Annotated in this window: 14 protein-coding genes; 3 read left to right on the top strand and 11 right to left on the bottom strand. The window is 49.8% G+C overall.

The annotated features are described in order from the left end of the window. Positions 1-52 precede the first annotated feature (52 nt). The 3 genes from FOB24_RS12325 to FOB24_RS12315 are packed head-to-tail and all read right to left on the bottom strand — an operon-like array spanning position 53 to position 2,570. Positions 53-865: a MetQ/NlpA family ABC transporter substrate-binding protein gene (locus FOB24_RS12325; RefSeq protein WP_003029358.1), complete on the bottom strand. Its 813-nt coding sequence runs from the start codon at positions 863-865 to the stop codon at positions 53-55. A 21-nt stretch (positions 866-886) separates the two neighbouring features. Further along, positions 887-1,555: a methionine ABC transporter permease gene (locus FOB24_RS12320; protein ID WP_069324235.1), complete on the bottom strand. Its 669-nt coding sequence runs from the start codon at positions 1,553-1,555 to the stop codon at positions 887-889. Next, complete coding sequence (locus FOB24_RS12315; protein ID WP_121528984.1) at positions 1,548-2,570, bottom strand: methionine ABC transporter ATP-binding protein; 1,023 nt, start codon at positions 2,568-2,570, stop codon at positions 1,548-1,550. Before FOB24_RS12315 ends, FOB24_RS12320 begins: the two co-directional genes overlap by 8 nt. Positions 2,571-2,945: 375 nt before the next feature. Here FOB24_RS12315 and ynhH point away from each other — a divergent pair, with 375 nt between their 5' ends. The 3 genes from ynhH (at position 2,946) to lpp (ending at position 5,106) form a co-directional block, all read left to right on the top strand. Continuing rightward, positions 2,946-3,140: a protein YnhH gene (ynhH, locus tag FOB24_RS24530; RefSeq protein WP_247672768.1), complete on the top strand. Its 195-nt coding sequence runs from the start codon at positions 2,946-2,948 to the stop codon at positions 3,138-3,140. Between the two features lie 7 nt (positions 3,141-3,147). Beyond that, positions 3,148-4,560 (top strand): pyruvate kinase PykF, encoded by a 1,413-nt coding sequence (pykF, locus tag FOB24_RS12310; protein ID WP_006684766.1) that lies wholly within the window; start codon positions 3,148-3,150, stop codon positions 4,558-4,560. Between the two features lie 309 nt (positions 4,561-4,869). Next, entirely contained in the window at positions 4,870-5,106 is a 237-nt protein-coding gene (gene lpp, locus FOB24_RS12305) for a murein lipoprotein Lpp (protein ID WP_003029373.1), read from the top strand. A 69-nt stretch (positions 5,107-5,175) separates the two neighbouring features. Here lpp and ldtE read toward each other — a convergent pair whose 3' ends face one another. From ldtE to FOB24_RS12265, 8 genes are all read right to left on the bottom strand, one after another. Then, positions 5,176-6,180, bottom strand: a complete 1,005-nt coding sequence (gene ldtE / locus FOB24_RS12300; protein WP_150345573.1) for a L,D-transpeptidase LdtE — start codon at positions 6,178-6,180, stop codon at positions 5,176-5,178. Positions 6,181-6,303: 123 nt separating this feature from the next. Continuing rightward, on the bottom strand, positions 6,304-6,720 hold the full coding sequence (sufE, locus tag FOB24_RS12295; protein WP_038640268.1) for a cysteine desulfuration protein SufE: 417 nt from the start codon (positions 6,718-6,720) through the stop codon (positions 6,304-6,306). A gap of 12 nt (positions 6,721-6,732) precedes the next feature. Continuing rightward, on the bottom strand, positions 6,733-7,953 hold the full coding sequence (gene sufS / locus FOB24_RS12290) for a cysteine desulfurase SufS (RefSeq protein WP_150344982.1): 1,221 nt from the start codon (positions 7,951-7,953) through the stop codon (positions 6,733-6,735). Then, on the bottom strand, positions 7,950-9,221 hold the full coding sequence (gene sufD / locus FOB24_RS12285) for a Fe-S cluster assembly protein SufD (protein ID WP_150344981.1): 1,272 nt from the start codon (positions 9,219-9,221) through the stop codon (positions 7,950-7,952). The genes sufS and sufD overlap by 4 nt, the downstream gene beginning before the upstream one ends. Continuing rightward, entirely contained in the window at positions 9,196-9,942 is a 747-nt protein-coding gene (gene sufC / locus FOB24_RS12280; RefSeq protein WP_038640264.1) for a Fe-S cluster assembly ATPase SufC, read from the bottom strand. The genes sufD and sufC overlap by 26 nt, the downstream gene beginning before the upstream one ends. A 16-nt stretch (positions 9,943-9,958) precedes the next feature. Continuing rightward, a complete protein-coding gene (gene sufB, locus FOB24_RS12275; RefSeq protein ID WP_087856313.1) occupies positions 9,959-11,446 on the bottom strand; it encodes a Fe-S cluster assembly protein SufB in 1,488 nt (495 codons plus the stop codon). Positions 11,447-11,454: 8 nt separating this feature from the next. Continuing rightward, on the bottom strand, positions 11,455-11,823 hold the full coding sequence (gene sufA / locus FOB24_RS12270) for a Fe-S cluster assembly scaffold SufA (protein ID WP_150344980.1): 369 nt from the start codon (positions 11,821-11,823) through the stop codon (positions 11,455-11,457). Between the two features lie 401 nt (positions 11,824-12,224). Then, entirely contained in the window at positions 12,225-15,743 is a 3,519-nt protein-coding gene (locus FOB24_RS12265) for an autotransporter outer membrane beta-barrel domain-containing protein (RefSeq protein ID WP_150344979.1), read from the bottom strand. Positions 15,744-16,409 lie beyond the last annotated feature (666 nt).

The following is a 16,409-nucleotide window of genomic DNA, read 5'->3' as shown; positions in this document are numbered from 1 at the left end:
GCATTTTATCCGGCCTACAACGTCCTGTAGGCCGGATAAGGCAAAAAGCGGATCAGTTATTTACCGGGATCACCGCGCCTTTGTATTTAGTGCGGATCCAGTCCTGAATCTCTTTTGAATGCAGCACGTCTACCAGCGCCACAATATCCTTTTTCTTCTCATCGCCGCGATGTACGGTAATGATGTTGGCATACGGGTTGTTTTCACCGCTTTCGACGGCAATCGGATCTTTCACCGGATCCAGCCCCGCGTCGATAGCGTAGTTCGCGTTAATCACCACCGCATCGCCTTCGTCGTTGTTGTACATCTGCGGTAACAGCGCCGCTTCCACGTTAGGCAGGAACTTCAGTTTTTTCGGGTTTTCCACGATGTCGCTAATGCGCGCGGTGACTTTGTCCACCCCCGGCTTCAGCTTGATCACACCCTCTTTTTCGAAAATCGACAGAATACGGCCTTCCTCAGATACCGCATCGCGCATGATGACCTTGCCGCCTTCCGGCAGATCTTTAAGCGATTTCACCTTCTTCGAATAGATGCCGATCGGCTCAATGTGAATTGCTCCGGCGCTGACGAAGTCATAGGTTTTATCGCCAGCATGATCTTTAATCACGCTGTTCAGATACGGAATATGTTGGAAGTAGTTAGCGTCAATTTCACGGCCAGCCAGCGCGGTATTCGGCAGGATGTAATCCTGGAACGGCTTAATTTCCAGGTCGATCCCCTGCTTTGCCAGAATCGGTTTGGCCTGCTCAAGGATCTCCGCGTGCGGTACGTTTGATGCGCCAACGGTCAGCGTATCAGCCCAGGAGGCGAAGCTCAGGGCGCTTAAGGTTGCTGCGGCGAGTAATGTCAGTGATTTTTTCATGATAATGGTTTCCGTATTTTATTAGCGTTTATCTAACAGAGAGGTGATCACATCGCCGCAAAGCTGGATGATGAAGACGATGAGCAGAATCGTCACCGTCGCCACCAGCGTGACGTCGCTGTGGTTGCGCTGGAATCCTTCCAGATAGGCCAGATTCCCTAAACCCCCGGCACCAATGACTCCCGCCATCGCGCTGTAGCTGACCAGCGCAATCAGCGTCACGGTGATCCCGGACACCAGAGCGGGAGAAGATTCCGGCAGTAAAACCCGAAAAATAAGCGTACTCAGACGCGCGCCCATCGAACGTGTCGCTTCAATAACGCCTTTATCCACTTCACGCAGGGCAATTTCGACCAGACGCGCATAAAACGGCGCGGCTCCCACAATTAACGCAGGCAGCGCGGCATTGGCGCCGAGAATGGTGCCAACCATCGCTTTGGTAAATGGGATCAGCAGCACGATCAAAATGATGAAAGGGATCGAACGGAAGATATTCACCACCAGCGAAATCGCGCTATACACGGCGCGATTGTGGAACAGTCCGCCACGCGCCGTCAGAAACAACGCCAGGCCAAGGGCGATCCCAAGGACAAAGGTCGCCACGCCAGAAAGCGCGGTCATATAGAGCGTTTCCTGCGTTGCTGCTAATAATTGATCCCATTTCAGATGGGGGAACAGTCCTTCAGCCATGTTGAATCACCTCACCTTCAATGTCGCTATCGCGCAGGTCGGCCAGAATATTGCTCAGTTGCTCCTCGGTAGCCACAACGTGCACCCATAGCTGACCAAACACTCCGTGCGCGGTTTGCGTCATCTTGCCGTGCAAAATGTTAAACGGCAGGCCGTAGCGCAGGGTCAATTCTCCAACGACGGGACGGTGGGTGCGTTGCCCGGTAAACGTTAGCTTGATCACCACGCCGCCCAGTTCGCTCGCCAGCTGTGGGTTGAACTCATCTTCTTCGGCGTACTGGCTCACCTGACGCACGAATTGTCGGGTGATCGGCTGCTGCGGATGGGTAAAGACGCTGAGCACATCGCCTTCTTCAACGACTTTACCGTTTTCCATCACCGCCACGCGGTCGCAGATTTTGCGCACCACGTGCATTTCATGGGTGATCAACACAATGGTTAATTTGAAGCGACGGTTAATATCGAGCAGTAAATCAAGGATCTGATCGGTAGTTTGCGGATCTAACGCCGAGGTGGCTTCGTCGCATAGCAGTACGTCAGGATTGTTCGCCAGCGCGCGGGCAATTCCCACCCGCTGTTTTTGCCCGCCGCTGAGCTGAGACGGATAAGCATTCTCGCGACCACTCAACCCAACCAGCGTAATCAGTTCGGCAACCCGCGCTTTGATGGACGCCTTTGGCGCACCCGCGATTTGCATAGAGAAAGCAATATTTTCGCTAACCGTGCGCGACCACAGTAAGTTGAAGTGCTGGAACACCATGCTGATTTTCAGTCGCGCCTGACGCAGAGATTCTCCGCGGGCGGCAGAGATATCGTGGCCGTTAATCGTCACGCTGCCGGAGGTCGGTTTTTCCAGACCATTAAGCAAGCGAATTAAGGTGCTCTTACCCGCCCCGCTGTAACCAATAATTCCGTAAATCTGTCCCTGCTCAACCGTCAGGTTGACGTTATCGACAGCGGTAATGGATAGCCTGCCTGGCGTAAACACTTTTGAAATATTTTTCAGGACAATCATGTCGTTTGGGTATCCGCTGCTGCTTTTTGTAATCCTGCTAGCGCTTTTAGCTGTTTAGCAGTATGGATGTCCAAACGAGTGTAATGAGTGAAATTGGCTTTTAGAATGAATTAAAACGAATTTGATATAATTTTTAGGAATATGATCTGTACATTGAAAACCCTCGCGTAAATCTGTTTATTTGGATAGCCAGGGCAGGTTGTTGCGCAACAAACTGTCGCTGAGCCCAACGCCTTTATCCATACCGATGAACAAATTAATGAATATTTTTTGTAAAACCGCACAGAACTGTTTTGAAACAGCGTTTCCATTTTCCTTTTAGATAAAATTCAGCGTATAATGCGCGCCAATTGTCTCTTGAATGGTTTCAGCACATTGACCTGTAAAACTCAACGACTACAAAACTCACCTTCCCGTTGGGCTGAAACGCAAGCACACATTCCTCTGCACGCTCTTTCGATGTCACCTATCCTTAGAGCGAGACATCACCACTTTCGTAACTCAGGTTTAGCTTCCCATCCGTGCGCGATGGGAGCCAGATTTCCCAATCCTTCTCAACTTAAAGACTAAGACTGTCATGAAAAAGACGAAAATTGTTTGCACCATCGGTCCGAAAACCGAATCCGAAGAGATGTTAACCAAAATGCTGGACGCGGGCATGAACGTCATGCGTCTGAACTTCTCTCATGGCGATTACGCAGAACACGGTCAGCGCATCAAAAATTTGCGCAACGTGATGAGCAAAACCGGTAAGAAAGCCGCTATCCTGCTGGATACCAAAGGTCCGGAAATCCGTACCATTAAGCTGGAAGGCGGTAACGACGTTTCTCTGAAAGCAGGCCAGACCTTCACCTTCACCACCGACAAATCTGTTGTCGGCAACAGCGAAATCGTTGCTGTGACTTACGAAGGCTTCACTAAAGATCTGTCTGTCGGCAACACCGTACTGGTTGACGATGGCCTGATCGGCATGGAAGTTACCGCGATCGAAGGTAACAAAGTTATCTGTAAAGTGCTGAACAACGGCGACCTGGGCGAAAACAAAGGCGTTAACCTGCCAGGCGTTTCTATCGCGCTGCCAGCACTGGCTGAGAAAGACAAACAGGACCTGATCTTCGGTTGCGAACAGGGCGTTGACTTCGTTGCGGCATCCTTTATCCGTAAACGTTCTGACGTGGTTGAAATCCGCGAGCACCTGAAGGCGCACGGCGGCGAAAACATCCAGATCATCTCCAAAATCGAAAACCAGGAAGGCCTGAACAACTTCGACGAAATCCTCGAAGCGTCTGACGGTATCATGGTTGCTCGTGGCGACATGGGCGTTGAGATCCCGGTTGAAGAAGTTATCTTCGCGCAGAAGATGATCATCGAGAAATGTATCCGCGCGCGCAAAGTCGTTATCACTGCGACCCAGATGCTGGACTCCATGATCAAAAACCCGCGTCCGACCCGCGCTGAAGCCGGCGACGTCGCGAACGCCATCCTCGACGGCACCGACGCAGTCATGCTGTCTGGCGAATCCGCGAAAGGTAAATACCCGCTGGAAGCCGTGACCATCATGGCGACCATTTGCGAACGTACCGACCGCGTGATGACCAGCCGTCTGGACTTCAACAACGACAGCCGCAAACTGCGCATCACCGAAGCCGTTTGCCGTGGCGCGGTTGAAACTGCGGAAAAACTGGACGCTCCGCTGATCGTCGTTGCAACCCAGGGCGGTAAATCTGCTCGCGCAGTGCGTAAATACTTCCCGGATGCCACCATCCTGGCGCTGACGACTAACGAAACTACCGCGCGTCAGCTGGTACTGAGCAAAGGCGTTGTGGCACAGGTTGTTAAAGAAATCAGCTCCACCGATGATTTCTACCGTCTGGGCAAAGAAGTTGCTCTGGAGAGCGGTCTGGCGCAGAAAGGTGACGTTGTGGTTATGGTTTCTGGCGCGCTGGTTCCAAGCGGCACGACCAACACCGCATCCGTTCACGTACTGTAATAATTCCGCCGCGAATTAATTTGCTTATAAAAGCGCCCTCGTGGCGCTTTTTTTATTTTATCGATAGCCACAATTAATAAAAAATCAAATCGGATTTCACTATCTAATCCGTGATTATCTAAGATGAATCCGATGGAAGCTTTCTGTTTTCACTCGGTTTTTTAGCCGTTTTTGCACAATTCGATGCTTCTTTGAGCGAACGATCAAAAATAAGTGCATTCCCATCAAAAAAATATTCTCAACATAAAAAACTTTGTGTAATACTTGTAACGCTACATGGAGATTAACTCAATCTAGAGGGTATTAATAATGAATCGTACTAAACTGGTACTGGGCGCGGTAATCCTGGGTTCTACTCTGCTGGCAGGTTGCTCCAGCAACGCTAAAATCGATCAGCTGTCTTCTGACGTTCAGACTCTGAACGCTAAAGTTGACCAGCTGAGCAACGACGTGAACGCAATGCGTTCCGACGTTCAGGCTGCTAAAGACGACGCAGCTCGCGCTAACCAGCGTCTGGACAACGCAGCTACTAAATACCGCAAGTAATAGTATCTGTGTAATAAAAATGGCGCACATTGTGCGCCATTTTTTTTGCCCTGAATTTCTCGTTCCCTGTTATTGCGTAGCGCGCACCTCTGCATTCTCTCCCGGCCCCCCATTTCGCGCAGACTTCACTTCCGCACCATTGTTAACGACCGAGGCCTGGCTGGCCGTCACTGTGACCGGATAACCCGCACGGCGATACAACGCGCGCTCCACCAGGCTGTTATCAACGGCTTTATTGTCTTTGAACTGAGTAAAACCGGCTGGGAGCACATACGGCATGGTCTGAACGTTTTGTTCCTCTTCAGGCGACAGTGGGCGATGCACCTCGACATACCGCATGCCGTTCGGCTCAATCGAATATTTGATCGGCTCATTAATCACCCTGACCGGCGTTCCTGTTCGGACTTGAGCAAACAATGCCTTGATGTCCGGCGCGTTCATGCGAATACACCCGGAGCTCACGCGCAGACCGACACTGTCCGGCGCGCTGGTGCCATGGATCAGGTATTCACCGTTTCCATGCGCCAGACGCAGTGCAAAGCGTCCTAACGGGTTATTTGGCCCGGCGGGCACTACCGGAGGCAATGTTATGCCACGTTCCAGTGAGCGTTTACGGATGCCTGCTGTAGGGGTCCAGGTAGGATTCGGTATTTTCTGCCCTACCCGGGTTTCCATCACCGGAGTTTCCAGCCCCTGCAAACCGATACCAATCGGGAATACCTGAACGATATTCTCTCCCGGCGGGTAGTAATACAGACGTAGCTCCGCCAGATTCACAATAATGCCTTCGCGTGGCGCATCAGGCAGCAGTAATTGCGAGGGAATAGTAATCAGGGTTCCGGGTTTGGGAACAGGGGCAATAGTATTATTGGCTTCGAGGATCAACATTGCGGCGGTATCAAACTTACGGGCAATCGCCTGTAGGTTTTTATCCCCTTCCTGCACGGTATAAGTTTGATTTTGCCCAACAAGACGACTGTTTGCCTGGGGCAACGGATAATCGACCGCCCATGCGGCCTGAATAGCGCTGTAAGCGCCGATTAGCATTAAGGTAATAACAGACGCGCGTTTCATACTCACTCACCCCCCTGGCGTTCCTGCCGGACGACGGCGAGCGCCAGATCCGGCTTACGAGTCACTGCGTTGCCTTACACGATCGATTTCAAGTCGGTCTGAAAGTTGACGTGTTTTATCAGTTTAGCTAAGAGTTGCGGCTTTGGCGCGGATAGCCCGAATCATTGCCTCCAGCCCCTGTGAACGAGACGGTGTGAGATGCTGTGCGAGCGCCATTTTTTCAAACCACGGACGCACATCAAAATTCACAATATCCTGGGCCGTCATGCGGTCGTACAGAATGAAGACCACGGCGATAAGCCCTTTCACAATTGCCGCATCGCTGTCGCCCTGAAATTCAATAATCCCTTCAGCATTCTGACGCATAACAATCCATACCTGACTTTGACATCCCTGAATGCTATTTTCGGGGCAGCGATCGTCGGCGTTTAATTCCGGCAAACGCTGACCCAGTTCAATGATGTACAGGTATTTCTCTTCCCAATTAGCGCAACGCAGAAAATTACGCAACAATTTTTCTTTATCCGGTAGCGCAGCCATAACGCCTCCCTGTTATCCCAGTAAGTGATGAATACGCTTGAGACCTGTCACCAGGCGATCCACTTCTTCATGGGTGTTGTACATGGCAATCGACGCCCGACACATGGCGGGAACGTGATAGTAGGCCATCAGCGGCATTGCGCAGTGATGCCCCGTCCGCACGGCGATCCCATAGTTATCGAGAAAACTCCCGACGTCATAGGCGTGATGTTTGCCGAGGTTAAAGGCAATCACCCCCAGGCGGTTATCCGGTCCGTAAAGCGTCAAATCCGGCACGTCCGCCAGCTGTTCCAACGCATAGCGCATCATGAACTGTTCATATTCGCTAATTTCAGTCAGCCCCAGCGCTGAAACATACTCAATAGCCGCGCCAAGCCCGATAATTCCTCCTGTGTTAGGCGTACCGGCTTCAAAACGCCACGGCGCTTTGGCCCACGTCGTCCCCTGGCTCAGGCTCACGGTCGCAATCATCGAACCGCCGCCTTCCCATGGCGGCATTTCCTGCAGCAGCGACTCTCTGGCATACAGCACGCCAATACCGGTTGGCCCGTAGAGCTTGTGTCCGGAGAAAACATAAAAATCGCAATCTAACGCCTGCACATCCACTTGATGATGCATAACCGCCTGTGCGCCATCCACCAGTACTTTTGCGCCGTATTGATGCGCCAGCGCAATCATCTCACTTAGCGGGTTTTCGGTGCCCAGTACGTTTGAAACATGGGTAATTGCCAGCAGTTGCGTACGCTCATCGAACAGCGCTGGCAACGCTTCCAGTTGCAATGTGCCGTCGGCATTGAGCGGAATGACCCGCAGTTCTGCGCCCACGCGGGCGCATAGCATTTGCCAGGGAACAATGTTGGCATGATGCTCCATTTCGCTGATGATGATGTTATCGCCAGTCCTGACATTGCTGTTGCCCCAACTGTTCGCCACCAGGTTAATGCCTTCCGTGGTACCGCGAACGAACACCAGCTCTTCAGCGGAACGAGCGTTAATAAACAACGAGGCGAGCTTGCGCACATTCTCCATTTTTTCCGTGGCCTGCGCGCTCAGCGTATGGATACCACGGTGAACCGCCGCATAGCCGTGACGGTAAAACTCGGCTTCGGCATCGATCACCTGATTAGGCTTTTGCGCGCTGGCGGCGCTGTCCAGATACGCCAGCGGTAAACCGTTCACTTCACGCGTCAGGACCGGAAAATCAGCCCGCACTTTTTCAATGGGAAATGTCATGCTACGCCTCCCGGCAGGCGGTGAGCGATCCGCGCCAGTACCAGTTGTTTAAGCGTTTCATCGCGCAGGGCTTCCGTCAGCTCAGCGGCAAACGCATAGAGAATCATCTGTTGAGCATCCTGCTGACCGATCCCGCGCGAACGCAGATAGAACATCTGCTCGTCGTCAATCCGCCCTACCGTCGCCCCGTGACTGCATTTCACGTCGTCGGCATAAATTTCGAGCTGAGGCTTGGTGTCCACTTCCGCCAGTTTTCCGAGCAGTAAATTGTTATTGGTCATCTGACCGTCGGTTTTAATGGCGTGTTGAGCGACGTTGATCAGGCCATTGAACACCGCCCGCCCCTTATCGCTGACAATCGTTTTATGCAACTGGCGGCTGTTGCAATAGCCCTTGTTGTGCGCAAGCCAGGTCCGAGTGTCACAAACTTCGTTTTTCACCGGCATCGCCAGGCTGTTAAGGCGCAGCGTGGTATTTTCGCCGTTGAGCTGGGTACTGGTGTTATGGCGTAACACGGCATCACCCAGCAAGAAACTTTGGCTGACTGCCGAGGCATCTGCACTCAACTGAATATCATTATGGGCAAAGTGGTGGCTGAGCGAATTCTCAAACGCCAGTTTAATGTGGTGCAAATGTGCATTGGCCGCGACGTTCATCGTTAAGCGCGCCCCGGTAAAATGGCGAAGCTCGCTGAGACTGACATAATGCTCAATAACGGTGGCTTCTGCGCCTTCCGCCAGATCCAGATGGTGACGATAATGCGCCGTATTCACCGCATCGCCCGTCGCTCCCTGGGTAATGTGTAGCAGCAGCAGCGGTTTCGCTGGTCGCTGGTTACGCTTGACCAAAATGTGCGTTACGCTCCGGGACAGGCTTTCGGTCAGATGCAGAAATACTTCCGGCTGGATAGCCGCAGGCAGCATCTGACGCTCATCATTAACGGTAATATCAAATCCGCTACCTTCCACGCTGTCGCTGAGCGTTGGACAAAATTTCCCGTCGACAAACACCAACCGTACCGCATCAATCGCTGGTGCCAGCGCTTCAAACTGGGCTGGCGTTAGCGCGGAGATATTGCTGACGAACCGGCTGTTGGTTAATCCCTCCAGAGGCGTGTATTTCCAGTCCTCATGCTTACGCGTTGGCAGCCCCAGACGCAGCAGCTGTTGCAGATGCTGTTGCGCATAGTGCGAACGGGTCTCCCCTTGGGTCTCAAACAGATGGTGCCACTGTTGCAGCACGTTACTGCTGTTCGCTAAGCCAGCCATATCCTTGCTCCTCCAGTTGTTTGACCAGCGTGAAATCGCCGGACTTCACAATTCGCCCCTGGTAGAGAACGTGAACATAATCGGGTTTGATATAGTCCAGGATGCGCTGATAGTGAGTGACGATAATGAATGAGCGTTTCCCGTCGCGCAGCGAGTTCACGCCATCGGCGACGATTTTCAGCGCATCGATATCCAGCCCGGAGTCTGACTCATCGAGAATGCACAACTGAGGCTCCAGCACCGCCATTTGCAGAATGTCATTCCGCTTTTTCTCACCGCCAGAGAAACCGACGTTTACCGAACGCGTCAGTAAGTCTTCCGGCATCTTCAGCAGCGCGATTTTTTCTTCCATCAGATCCTGGAAGTCGAACCTGTCCAGCGACTCCTCCCCACGATAACTGCGCACCGCATTCAGCGCCGTTTGCAGGAAAAACTGATTACTGACGCCGGGAATTTCTACCGGATACTGAAATGCCATAAAGATCCCTTCACCGGCCCGGTCTTCCGGCGACAGTTCCAGTAAATCCTTACCGTTAAATTCAACCGTCCCGCCAGTGACTTCGTAATCTTCACGTCCGGCGAGCGTGGCGGACAGCGTACTTTTCCCGGAACCGTTCGGCCCCATAATGGCATGGACTTCTCCGGGACGAATCTCAAGGCTGAGCCCACGCAGAATCGCCTTATCTTCGACACTGACCTGTAAATCTTTAATGCTTAACATGTGCTTTCCTTAAATTTTAACCGACGCTGTGTTCAAGACTTATGGCGAGAAGTTTTTGCGCTTCCACCGCAAATTCCAGCGGCAGTTCAGAGAACACGTCTTTACAGAAACCGTTGACGATCATCGAAATGGCATCCTCTTCGCTGATGCCGCGTTGCAGACAGTAAAACAGCTGCTCTTCACCGATGCGTGACGTCGTGGCTTCGTGCTCAAGCTGGGCGCTGTTGTTTCGACACTCGACATACGGGAAGGTATGCGCCCCGCAGTCCGCCCCGATCAACATGGAGTCGCATTGGGTATAGTTACGCGCGTTGGTGGCGGTCGGCATGATTTTTACCAGGCCGCGATAGCTGTTCTGACTCTGACCGGCGGAGATCCCTTTCGAGATGATGGTCGATTTGGTGTTCTTGCCAATGTGGATCATCTTGGTGCCGGTATCGGCCTGCTGGTGACCGCTGGTCAGCGCGACGGAGTAGAATTCACCGATAGAGTTATCGCCACGCAGAATGCAGCTTGGGTATTTCCAGGTAATGGCCGAGCCGGTTTCCGACTGCGTCCACGACATTTTGCTGTTTTCGCCTTCGCACAGCGCGCGCTTGGTGACGAAGTTCAAAATGCCGCCGGTATTACCATCACCGGGGAACCAGTTTTGCACCGTCGAGTATTTCACTTCAGCATCTTTATGGATGATAACTTCCACCACCGCCGCATGTAGCTGGTAGCTGTCGCGTACCGGAGCTGAACAACCTTCGATATAACTGACGTAGCTGCCCTCATCCGCAATCAGAATAGTGCGTTCAAACTGCCCGGTCTTTTCGGCATTAATCCGGAAGTAGGTCGAGAGTTCCATGGGACAACGCACGCCTTTCGGCACATAAATAAAAGTGCCATCAGATGCCACTGCGGCATTCAGCGCGGCGAAGAAATTATCATTACCCGGAACGACGGTTCCCAGATACTGTTTCACCAGCTCGGGATGGTCATGAATCGCCTCACCGAACGAACAGAAAATAATGCCCTGCTCTGCCAGCTTGTCACGGTAGGTGGTGGCTACCGACACCGAGTCAAAAATGGCGTCGACCGCCACCTCTTTTCCTTCACGGACCGGCACCCCTAGCTGTGCAAAGGCGTCTTCTACCTCTTTGCTTAAAAAGGCATTCGCCCCTGTTTGCTGAACAGCCCCCGGTTCAGAAGCACAGGTTTCATCACAATTGCCGCAGGACGGCGCAGAGTAATAGCTGTAATCCTGATAATTCAGCTTGTCGTAGTGCGCTTTGAGCCAGTGCGGCTCTTCCATGGTGAGCCATGCGTTAAAGGCATTCAGGCGAAACTCCAGCATCCAGTCGGGTTCATTACGTTTTGCCGAAATCGCGCGCACAACGTCTTCATTGATCCCTTTTGCCAGCTCATCGGTTTGCAGTTGGGTGAAGAAGCCCTCTTTATAATTGAGGTGCCCGCCAGCCCAGGTGTTGACATCATCAGTTGCTTCAGTATTACGAGACATAGTACCGCCTATACCCCAAAACTTTCGCCACAGCCGCATTCGTTCTGGGCTTTCGGGTTATGAAATTTAAATAACTGATTTAATCCTTCGCGAACGAAATCGACTTCCGTCCCGTCGATAAACGGCATCGCCTGTAACGGCACATAAAGTCTGGCGCCATCCGATTCATACAGCAGATCGTCTTTTTCCGGCTCACGGACGGTGTCCAGCACGTAGCCGAATCCCGCGCATCCGGTTTGTTTCACACCTAAACGCACGCCCAACATACCGGGTTGTTTTGCCACCAGTTCGCGGATGTGCGCCACAGCTGCTGGCGTTAACGTCAAACCACGCCATGCGAAATCGTCCGGGTTAAATGTTCCTGAATGCAATTCCATAGGGTTACCTCGAGTCATTAGCTTTCAAGCTATAACACCATGTTAGTGATAATGATTATCACTTCAACCCCTCAACAGCAGGGGCATTCGGGTTAATCGCCATTTTTGGCTACTTTTAATAAGCATAGACCCTGCAGCGCGGGTTATCAGAGATGGATTATTTTCTTCAATACATTGATTAATAATGGATTATGAAAATCCAATCGTTCAGGCAGGTCAAACGCCAAAAGATGTATAGGTAATACCTATTTAAGGGATTGGTTTTAAAATCTGAATAAAATCATGCAATTATTGTATAATCAGGGACTTAATACTTGCATATTACAAAACGTATTGATTTACAGGCATATTACTTACGTTAATAAAAAAGCGGTAAGCATAACCTTACCGCCCTTTAACTATTACCAGTTAACCCGAATTCCCAGGTTGCCAGCAAAACCATGCATATTACCTTCAAAATCATGCTGATATTTCATATCTGCATATAGTGAAGCATTTTTAGTAATATCACCGGTAAAACCACCGCCCACTTCATACCATTGGTCTGAATAATCTTGATTAAATTTCACCGAGCTCACCGTTACATCTGGCGAACGACCAATATTAGTCAGGACATTTGCAGTTAAATATGGATGAGCTTTAGATGTTTTAACACTATCATAACCCAGACGTCCTCCGATACGAGCAAGGCCCGAGTTATCAGACGTTGATTTAACGTAGGCAACGCCATCGTTTGTCGCATCTAAGTGAAGGTATTGATACATAAGTTGAACTTGAGGTTCCAGATATAACCCATTAGCATATTTGAATGGCTTACCTGCCTCTACGGATAGAGTTATGCCATCACCATCCTGAGTGGCATCATTACCGTAAATACTATTATATTCATTACGATAGTGAGTATACTGAGCCACAGTATCTACATATACGTCATTTGAAAAATATGAGGTGTAATATGCCCCTACACCGTAACCTTTGGAATTGATCTTACCTGTCGTTGTCGATCTGCCTTGATACATTCCACGAACAGAATCTTTAGCAGACGTGCTAACTTGTCCGAAAGTAGCAAATACGCCACTATGTACTCTGGTGCCATCTTCTTCAAAGTTGTTATAAAGATCGCCGCCAAGCTGAGCAAACCAGGTGTCGGCGTCATAGTTAAAACGATCTGCATTAGATTTTGTTTCACCGCCGCCAATACGTCCCCAGGCCCCCTGAGGCATATTACTTTCTTTCTTAATATTTTCCTGTTCACCGACCCTTTCATGCAAAGTACCAACGGTCTGATAGCCATACATACGGTTTAAGTATGGGGCGATAACGTAACCAGGTACTGATGGGTTATATGATGGTTCCGATGTTGGGGCCGGGGCCGGAGTCGGATTTGGCGTCGGCTCCGGGGTTGGGTTTGGCGTCGGATTTGGCGTCGGCTCAGGGGTTGGATTCGGCGTCGGCTCCTCGGTCGGTTCTGGGGTAGGCTCTAAAGTCGAGCGCAAATACCATCCATTTCCGGATTGGCCGCCGTTATACGCCAGATATTCATAAGCGCCTGCGACAACAGGTTTTGATAGCGTTACCGAGCTCGTATCCTGACCACTGATAGAAGCAAGTTTAATACCATCGTTTACCGTGAGCGCCCCCGCTCCACCAATCTGATTGATATTAATCGTATGGCTACCGGCAGCATCACCATTAACTACAATTCTGTCAGAAACTGTATTAGCGTCGCCTTCATTAAGAACCGTATTAAAAGTTATCGTTCCATTATTTCCGGAGAATGAATTCGTCGTGATGGTCTTAACATCATTAACGCCACTGCTTTGAAAGTTAATCAAAGCACTATTTAAGGTAATAGCCGCAGAATTTGAATCGCCCGTCACATTCCACTGGCTTCCATTGGCAATGTTTAGATTTGTCATATCAACAGCTTTACCTGTCCAGACAGAGCCATTGTTAAGCGAAAGCGAAGCCGTCGATGATGAGGTGTTAATTGCATCCCCCGACACAACAGAGTTAGCATCGGCATTGACTTCTAACGCCGCTGCCCCCGTGTTTTGAATAAACACGCCGTTATTAACGGTGGAATTAACCTCATTTAACTGGATGGTCCCATTGCCTTCTATAGCGTAGATAGACTCACCGGCAAGAGATGATAATTCACCGCCAGTCATTGAAAGCGTCGACACGCCGCGATTCTGCAAAATTGCCGGGCTTTGGATGCTATTAGTCGTATTTACTGTTGTATTAGTAAGAACGACATCCCCACCCTCAAGAGAAACACCTGGCGAATAGTTACCTTTCGTCTCTAACGCACTATCCGTGACGTTAATCTTGCCACCAGATACCGCCCGTACCGCCGCTGAAATATGATTCTCGGTAAGTATATTTGAGTTACTAATATTGGCGATGGCACCATCCCTCGTCATAACGCCTGCAGCGGATGAATTTTTTGTGTTTATATTGCTATCAACAACGTTCAGGGTAGCCCCTTCTTTTATCGCGTATGCACCAAGCGCACCCACTCCAGCAGTTGAAATGTTAGTATTGGTGAGCGAGATGCTTGTCGGATTATTCAAATCACCGCTGCCATCTACATAGGCGCCATGAATGTTTGCACCTGTCGTGTTGATATTTATGGCATCTGTACCCTGGATTGAGACACTGCTTGCGGATGCAGCATAAATCGCAGATGTTGTGAAGATGGATGATGATGAATTCTTTTCGATGGTGCCAGTACCTGACAATGTGATTGTACTGCTGTCTGTAGCAGATATAGCAGAAGCATCATCGCCAGTACTCACAATATTGAACCGATCGCGAACGTCAACGTTACTATTATCTTGAGCAACTATCGCTGAAGAACCACTTCCGGTGGAATTAACACTTAACAGCCCCTGTGAGCTAACGTTGCCTGAACTCGTGGCATAGATGCCAAAAGATTCGTCGCCTGTCGTGTTGATTGAAACTCCATTGAGCTGTGAATCACCGCCAGCGATAACTGAAATACCGTTTGCAGTCGCCCCACTGGTCGTAATGGATGAATTTTGTATCACACCTGCACTATTGCTGCCGAGGAACTTAATACCATCGGCATCTGTCCCGGAGGTCGTTACGGTCGAGTCACTAAGTAAAAAATCATCCCCAACAAATACCCCATTTGCATTTGCACCCGATGTGGAGATAGCTAAGTTGCTTCCATGGACGGAAGTCCCCACTCCGTTAGCATCCATTGAGATACCATGCGCAGTATCGCCAACGGTTTTAATATTTAATTTAGAGGATGAGGTGCCATTAAGCTCGATACTGGCCCCATTTGATGCATTCACTGCAGACGAATTGACTCCTCCACCAGAAGGTAAAAGAGAGGATGTCTGAATCAAGCCTCCGGCATTAACAATTACACTGGTTCCGTTTCCGCTAGCTTCTATTGCGCTATATGGGCCATTGGCAGATGCATCGTTGTTAGCCGTTACGTTTAACGTCCCGGCGGAAACATCAACTTTGCCGCCGTTTAAGGCATATATTCCATACGAACTTCCATTTGCTGTGATGTTAAGGTCCCCCTGGCTTGTTACCGAAGAACCTGTACCATCCACTTTAATTCCGGATGAATCGCCGCCAGAAGTCGTAATAGTTGAAACGCCGTTGAGATTAACCGTCCCGCCAGATTGAGCAAGAACGCCCTCAGAGTTACCTCCGGTCGTGACAATATTTAATGCCCCAGGCGAAGTAATTGTTCCTGCATTCAAAGCAAATAACTCTGGAGTATCAGAAGTACTGCTTGACGATGAATAGCCTGCAGGCACATTAGTTGATGTGTTATCGGCTATCGTTTGCGCCTTAGCGATCTCAGTTGATGTTGAGAATAGAAGACCAATCATTATTGATACTTTTGATAACCTGGTGTTTAAGCAAGACATCGACGCTCCTTAATTCCCATATCTCTAAAACCCCACTACGTTTGCAGTGAAGTTCATTTTCTTAAGAGGTGTAATTACTTGAACGATCCTGGAGAATAGTAATAGCTCATGGCATAACTAAGTTATGTATAGCCCCATGATTTAGAAACATCAAGTTACACAGTTTTACGCCACGAGTATACCCTGGTTATTAAAGCTATCAATTTCCAACCAGCATGAAAAATCCTAAACTTTTTAATGCGGCAAATAGGTTCAGATTTAATATCCTGTTGTTTTATATCTATTACTTTCCTTTACATCCTTATCCTTGTCGTCCTGTTTTCGTTTTTATCTTGTCCTGACATACATAACAGACACCGTAACTAACATTTCTTTGACCGGCAGACCAGGTATATATTAACCATTTGATATATATGAAATTCCCCAGCCCACCGCTAACCGCATATTCCTGTTTATAACGATGCAGTCGCGAACAGGATCGTCGTCAATAAGTAATACGTTTGAAATTCTGCAGGCATTACGGCGCATTGCAACGTAACTCCCGATTTAATAACGGAATAAATTATTTCTCGCTTAACGAATTGCCTCTCGCCCCTCTCGTTATGTAAATTTATGTAAAGAGAAGATTCAAATGACACAATCAGGAATAGAACACATAAGAACCTT

Source organism: Citrobacter werkmanii, from assembly GCF_008693645.1.
Taxonomy (GTDB): domain Bacteria; phylum Pseudomonadota; class Gammaproteobacteria; order Enterobacterales; family Enterobacteriaceae; genus Citrobacter; species Citrobacter werkmanii.
This window is presented reverse-complemented; position numbering and strand designations above follow the sequence as displayed.

What these genes read in the sequence shown, in the direction of transcription:
- FOB24_RS12265 (WP_150344979.1), bottom strand. Translation starts at nt 15,743, where the DNA reads ATGTCTTGCTTAAACACCAGGTTATCAAAAGTATCAATAATGATTGGT.
- FOB24_RS12325 (WP_003029358.1), bottom strand. Translation starts at nt 865, where the DNA reads ATGAAAAAATCACTGACATTACTCGCCGCAGCAACCTTAAGCGCCCTG.
- sufD (WP_150344981.1), bottom strand. Translation starts at nt 9,221, where the DNA reads ATGGCTGGCTTAGCGAACAGCAGTAACGTGCTGCAACAGTGGCACCAT.
- sufS (WP_150344982.1), bottom strand. Translation starts at nt 7,953, where the DNA reads ATGACATTTCCCATTGAAAAAGTGCGGGCTGATTTTCCGGTCCTGACG.
- sufB (WP_087856313.1), bottom strand. Translation starts at nt 11,446, where the DNA reads ATGTCTCGTAATACTGAAGCAACTGATGATGTCAACACCTGGGCTGGC.
- FOB24_RS12320 (WP_069324235.1), bottom strand. Translation starts at nt 1,555, where the DNA reads ATGGCTGAAGGACTGTTCCCCCATCTGAAATGGGATCAATTATTAGCA.
- sufE (WP_038640268.1), bottom strand. Translation starts at nt 6,720, where the DNA reads ATGGCTGCGCTACCGGATAAAGAAAAATTGTTGCGTAATTTTCTGCGT.
- ldtE (WP_150345573.1), bottom strand. Translation starts at nt 6,180, where the DNA reads ATGAAACGCGCGTCTGTTATTACCTTAATGCTAATCGGCGCTTACAGC.
- FOB24_RS12315 (WP_121528984.1), bottom strand. Translation starts at nt 2,570, where the DNA reads ATGATTGTCCTGAAAAATATTTCAAAAGTGTTTACGCCAGGCAGGCTA.
- pykF (WP_006684766.1), top strand. Translation starts at nt 3,148, where the DNA reads ATGAAAAAGACGAAAATTGTTTGCACCATCGGTCCGAAAACCGAATCC.
- sufA (WP_150344980.1), bottom strand. Translation starts at nt 11,823, where the DNA reads ATGGAATTGCATTCAGGAACATTTAACCCGGACGATTTCGCATGGCGT.
- lpp (WP_003029373.1), top strand. Translation starts at nt 4,870, where the DNA reads ATGAATCGTACTAAACTGGTACTGGGCGCGGTAATCCTGGGTTCTACT.
- sufC (WP_038640264.1), bottom strand. Translation starts at nt 9,942, where the DNA reads ATGTTAAGCATTAAAGATTTACAGGTCAGTGTCGAAGATAAGGCGATT.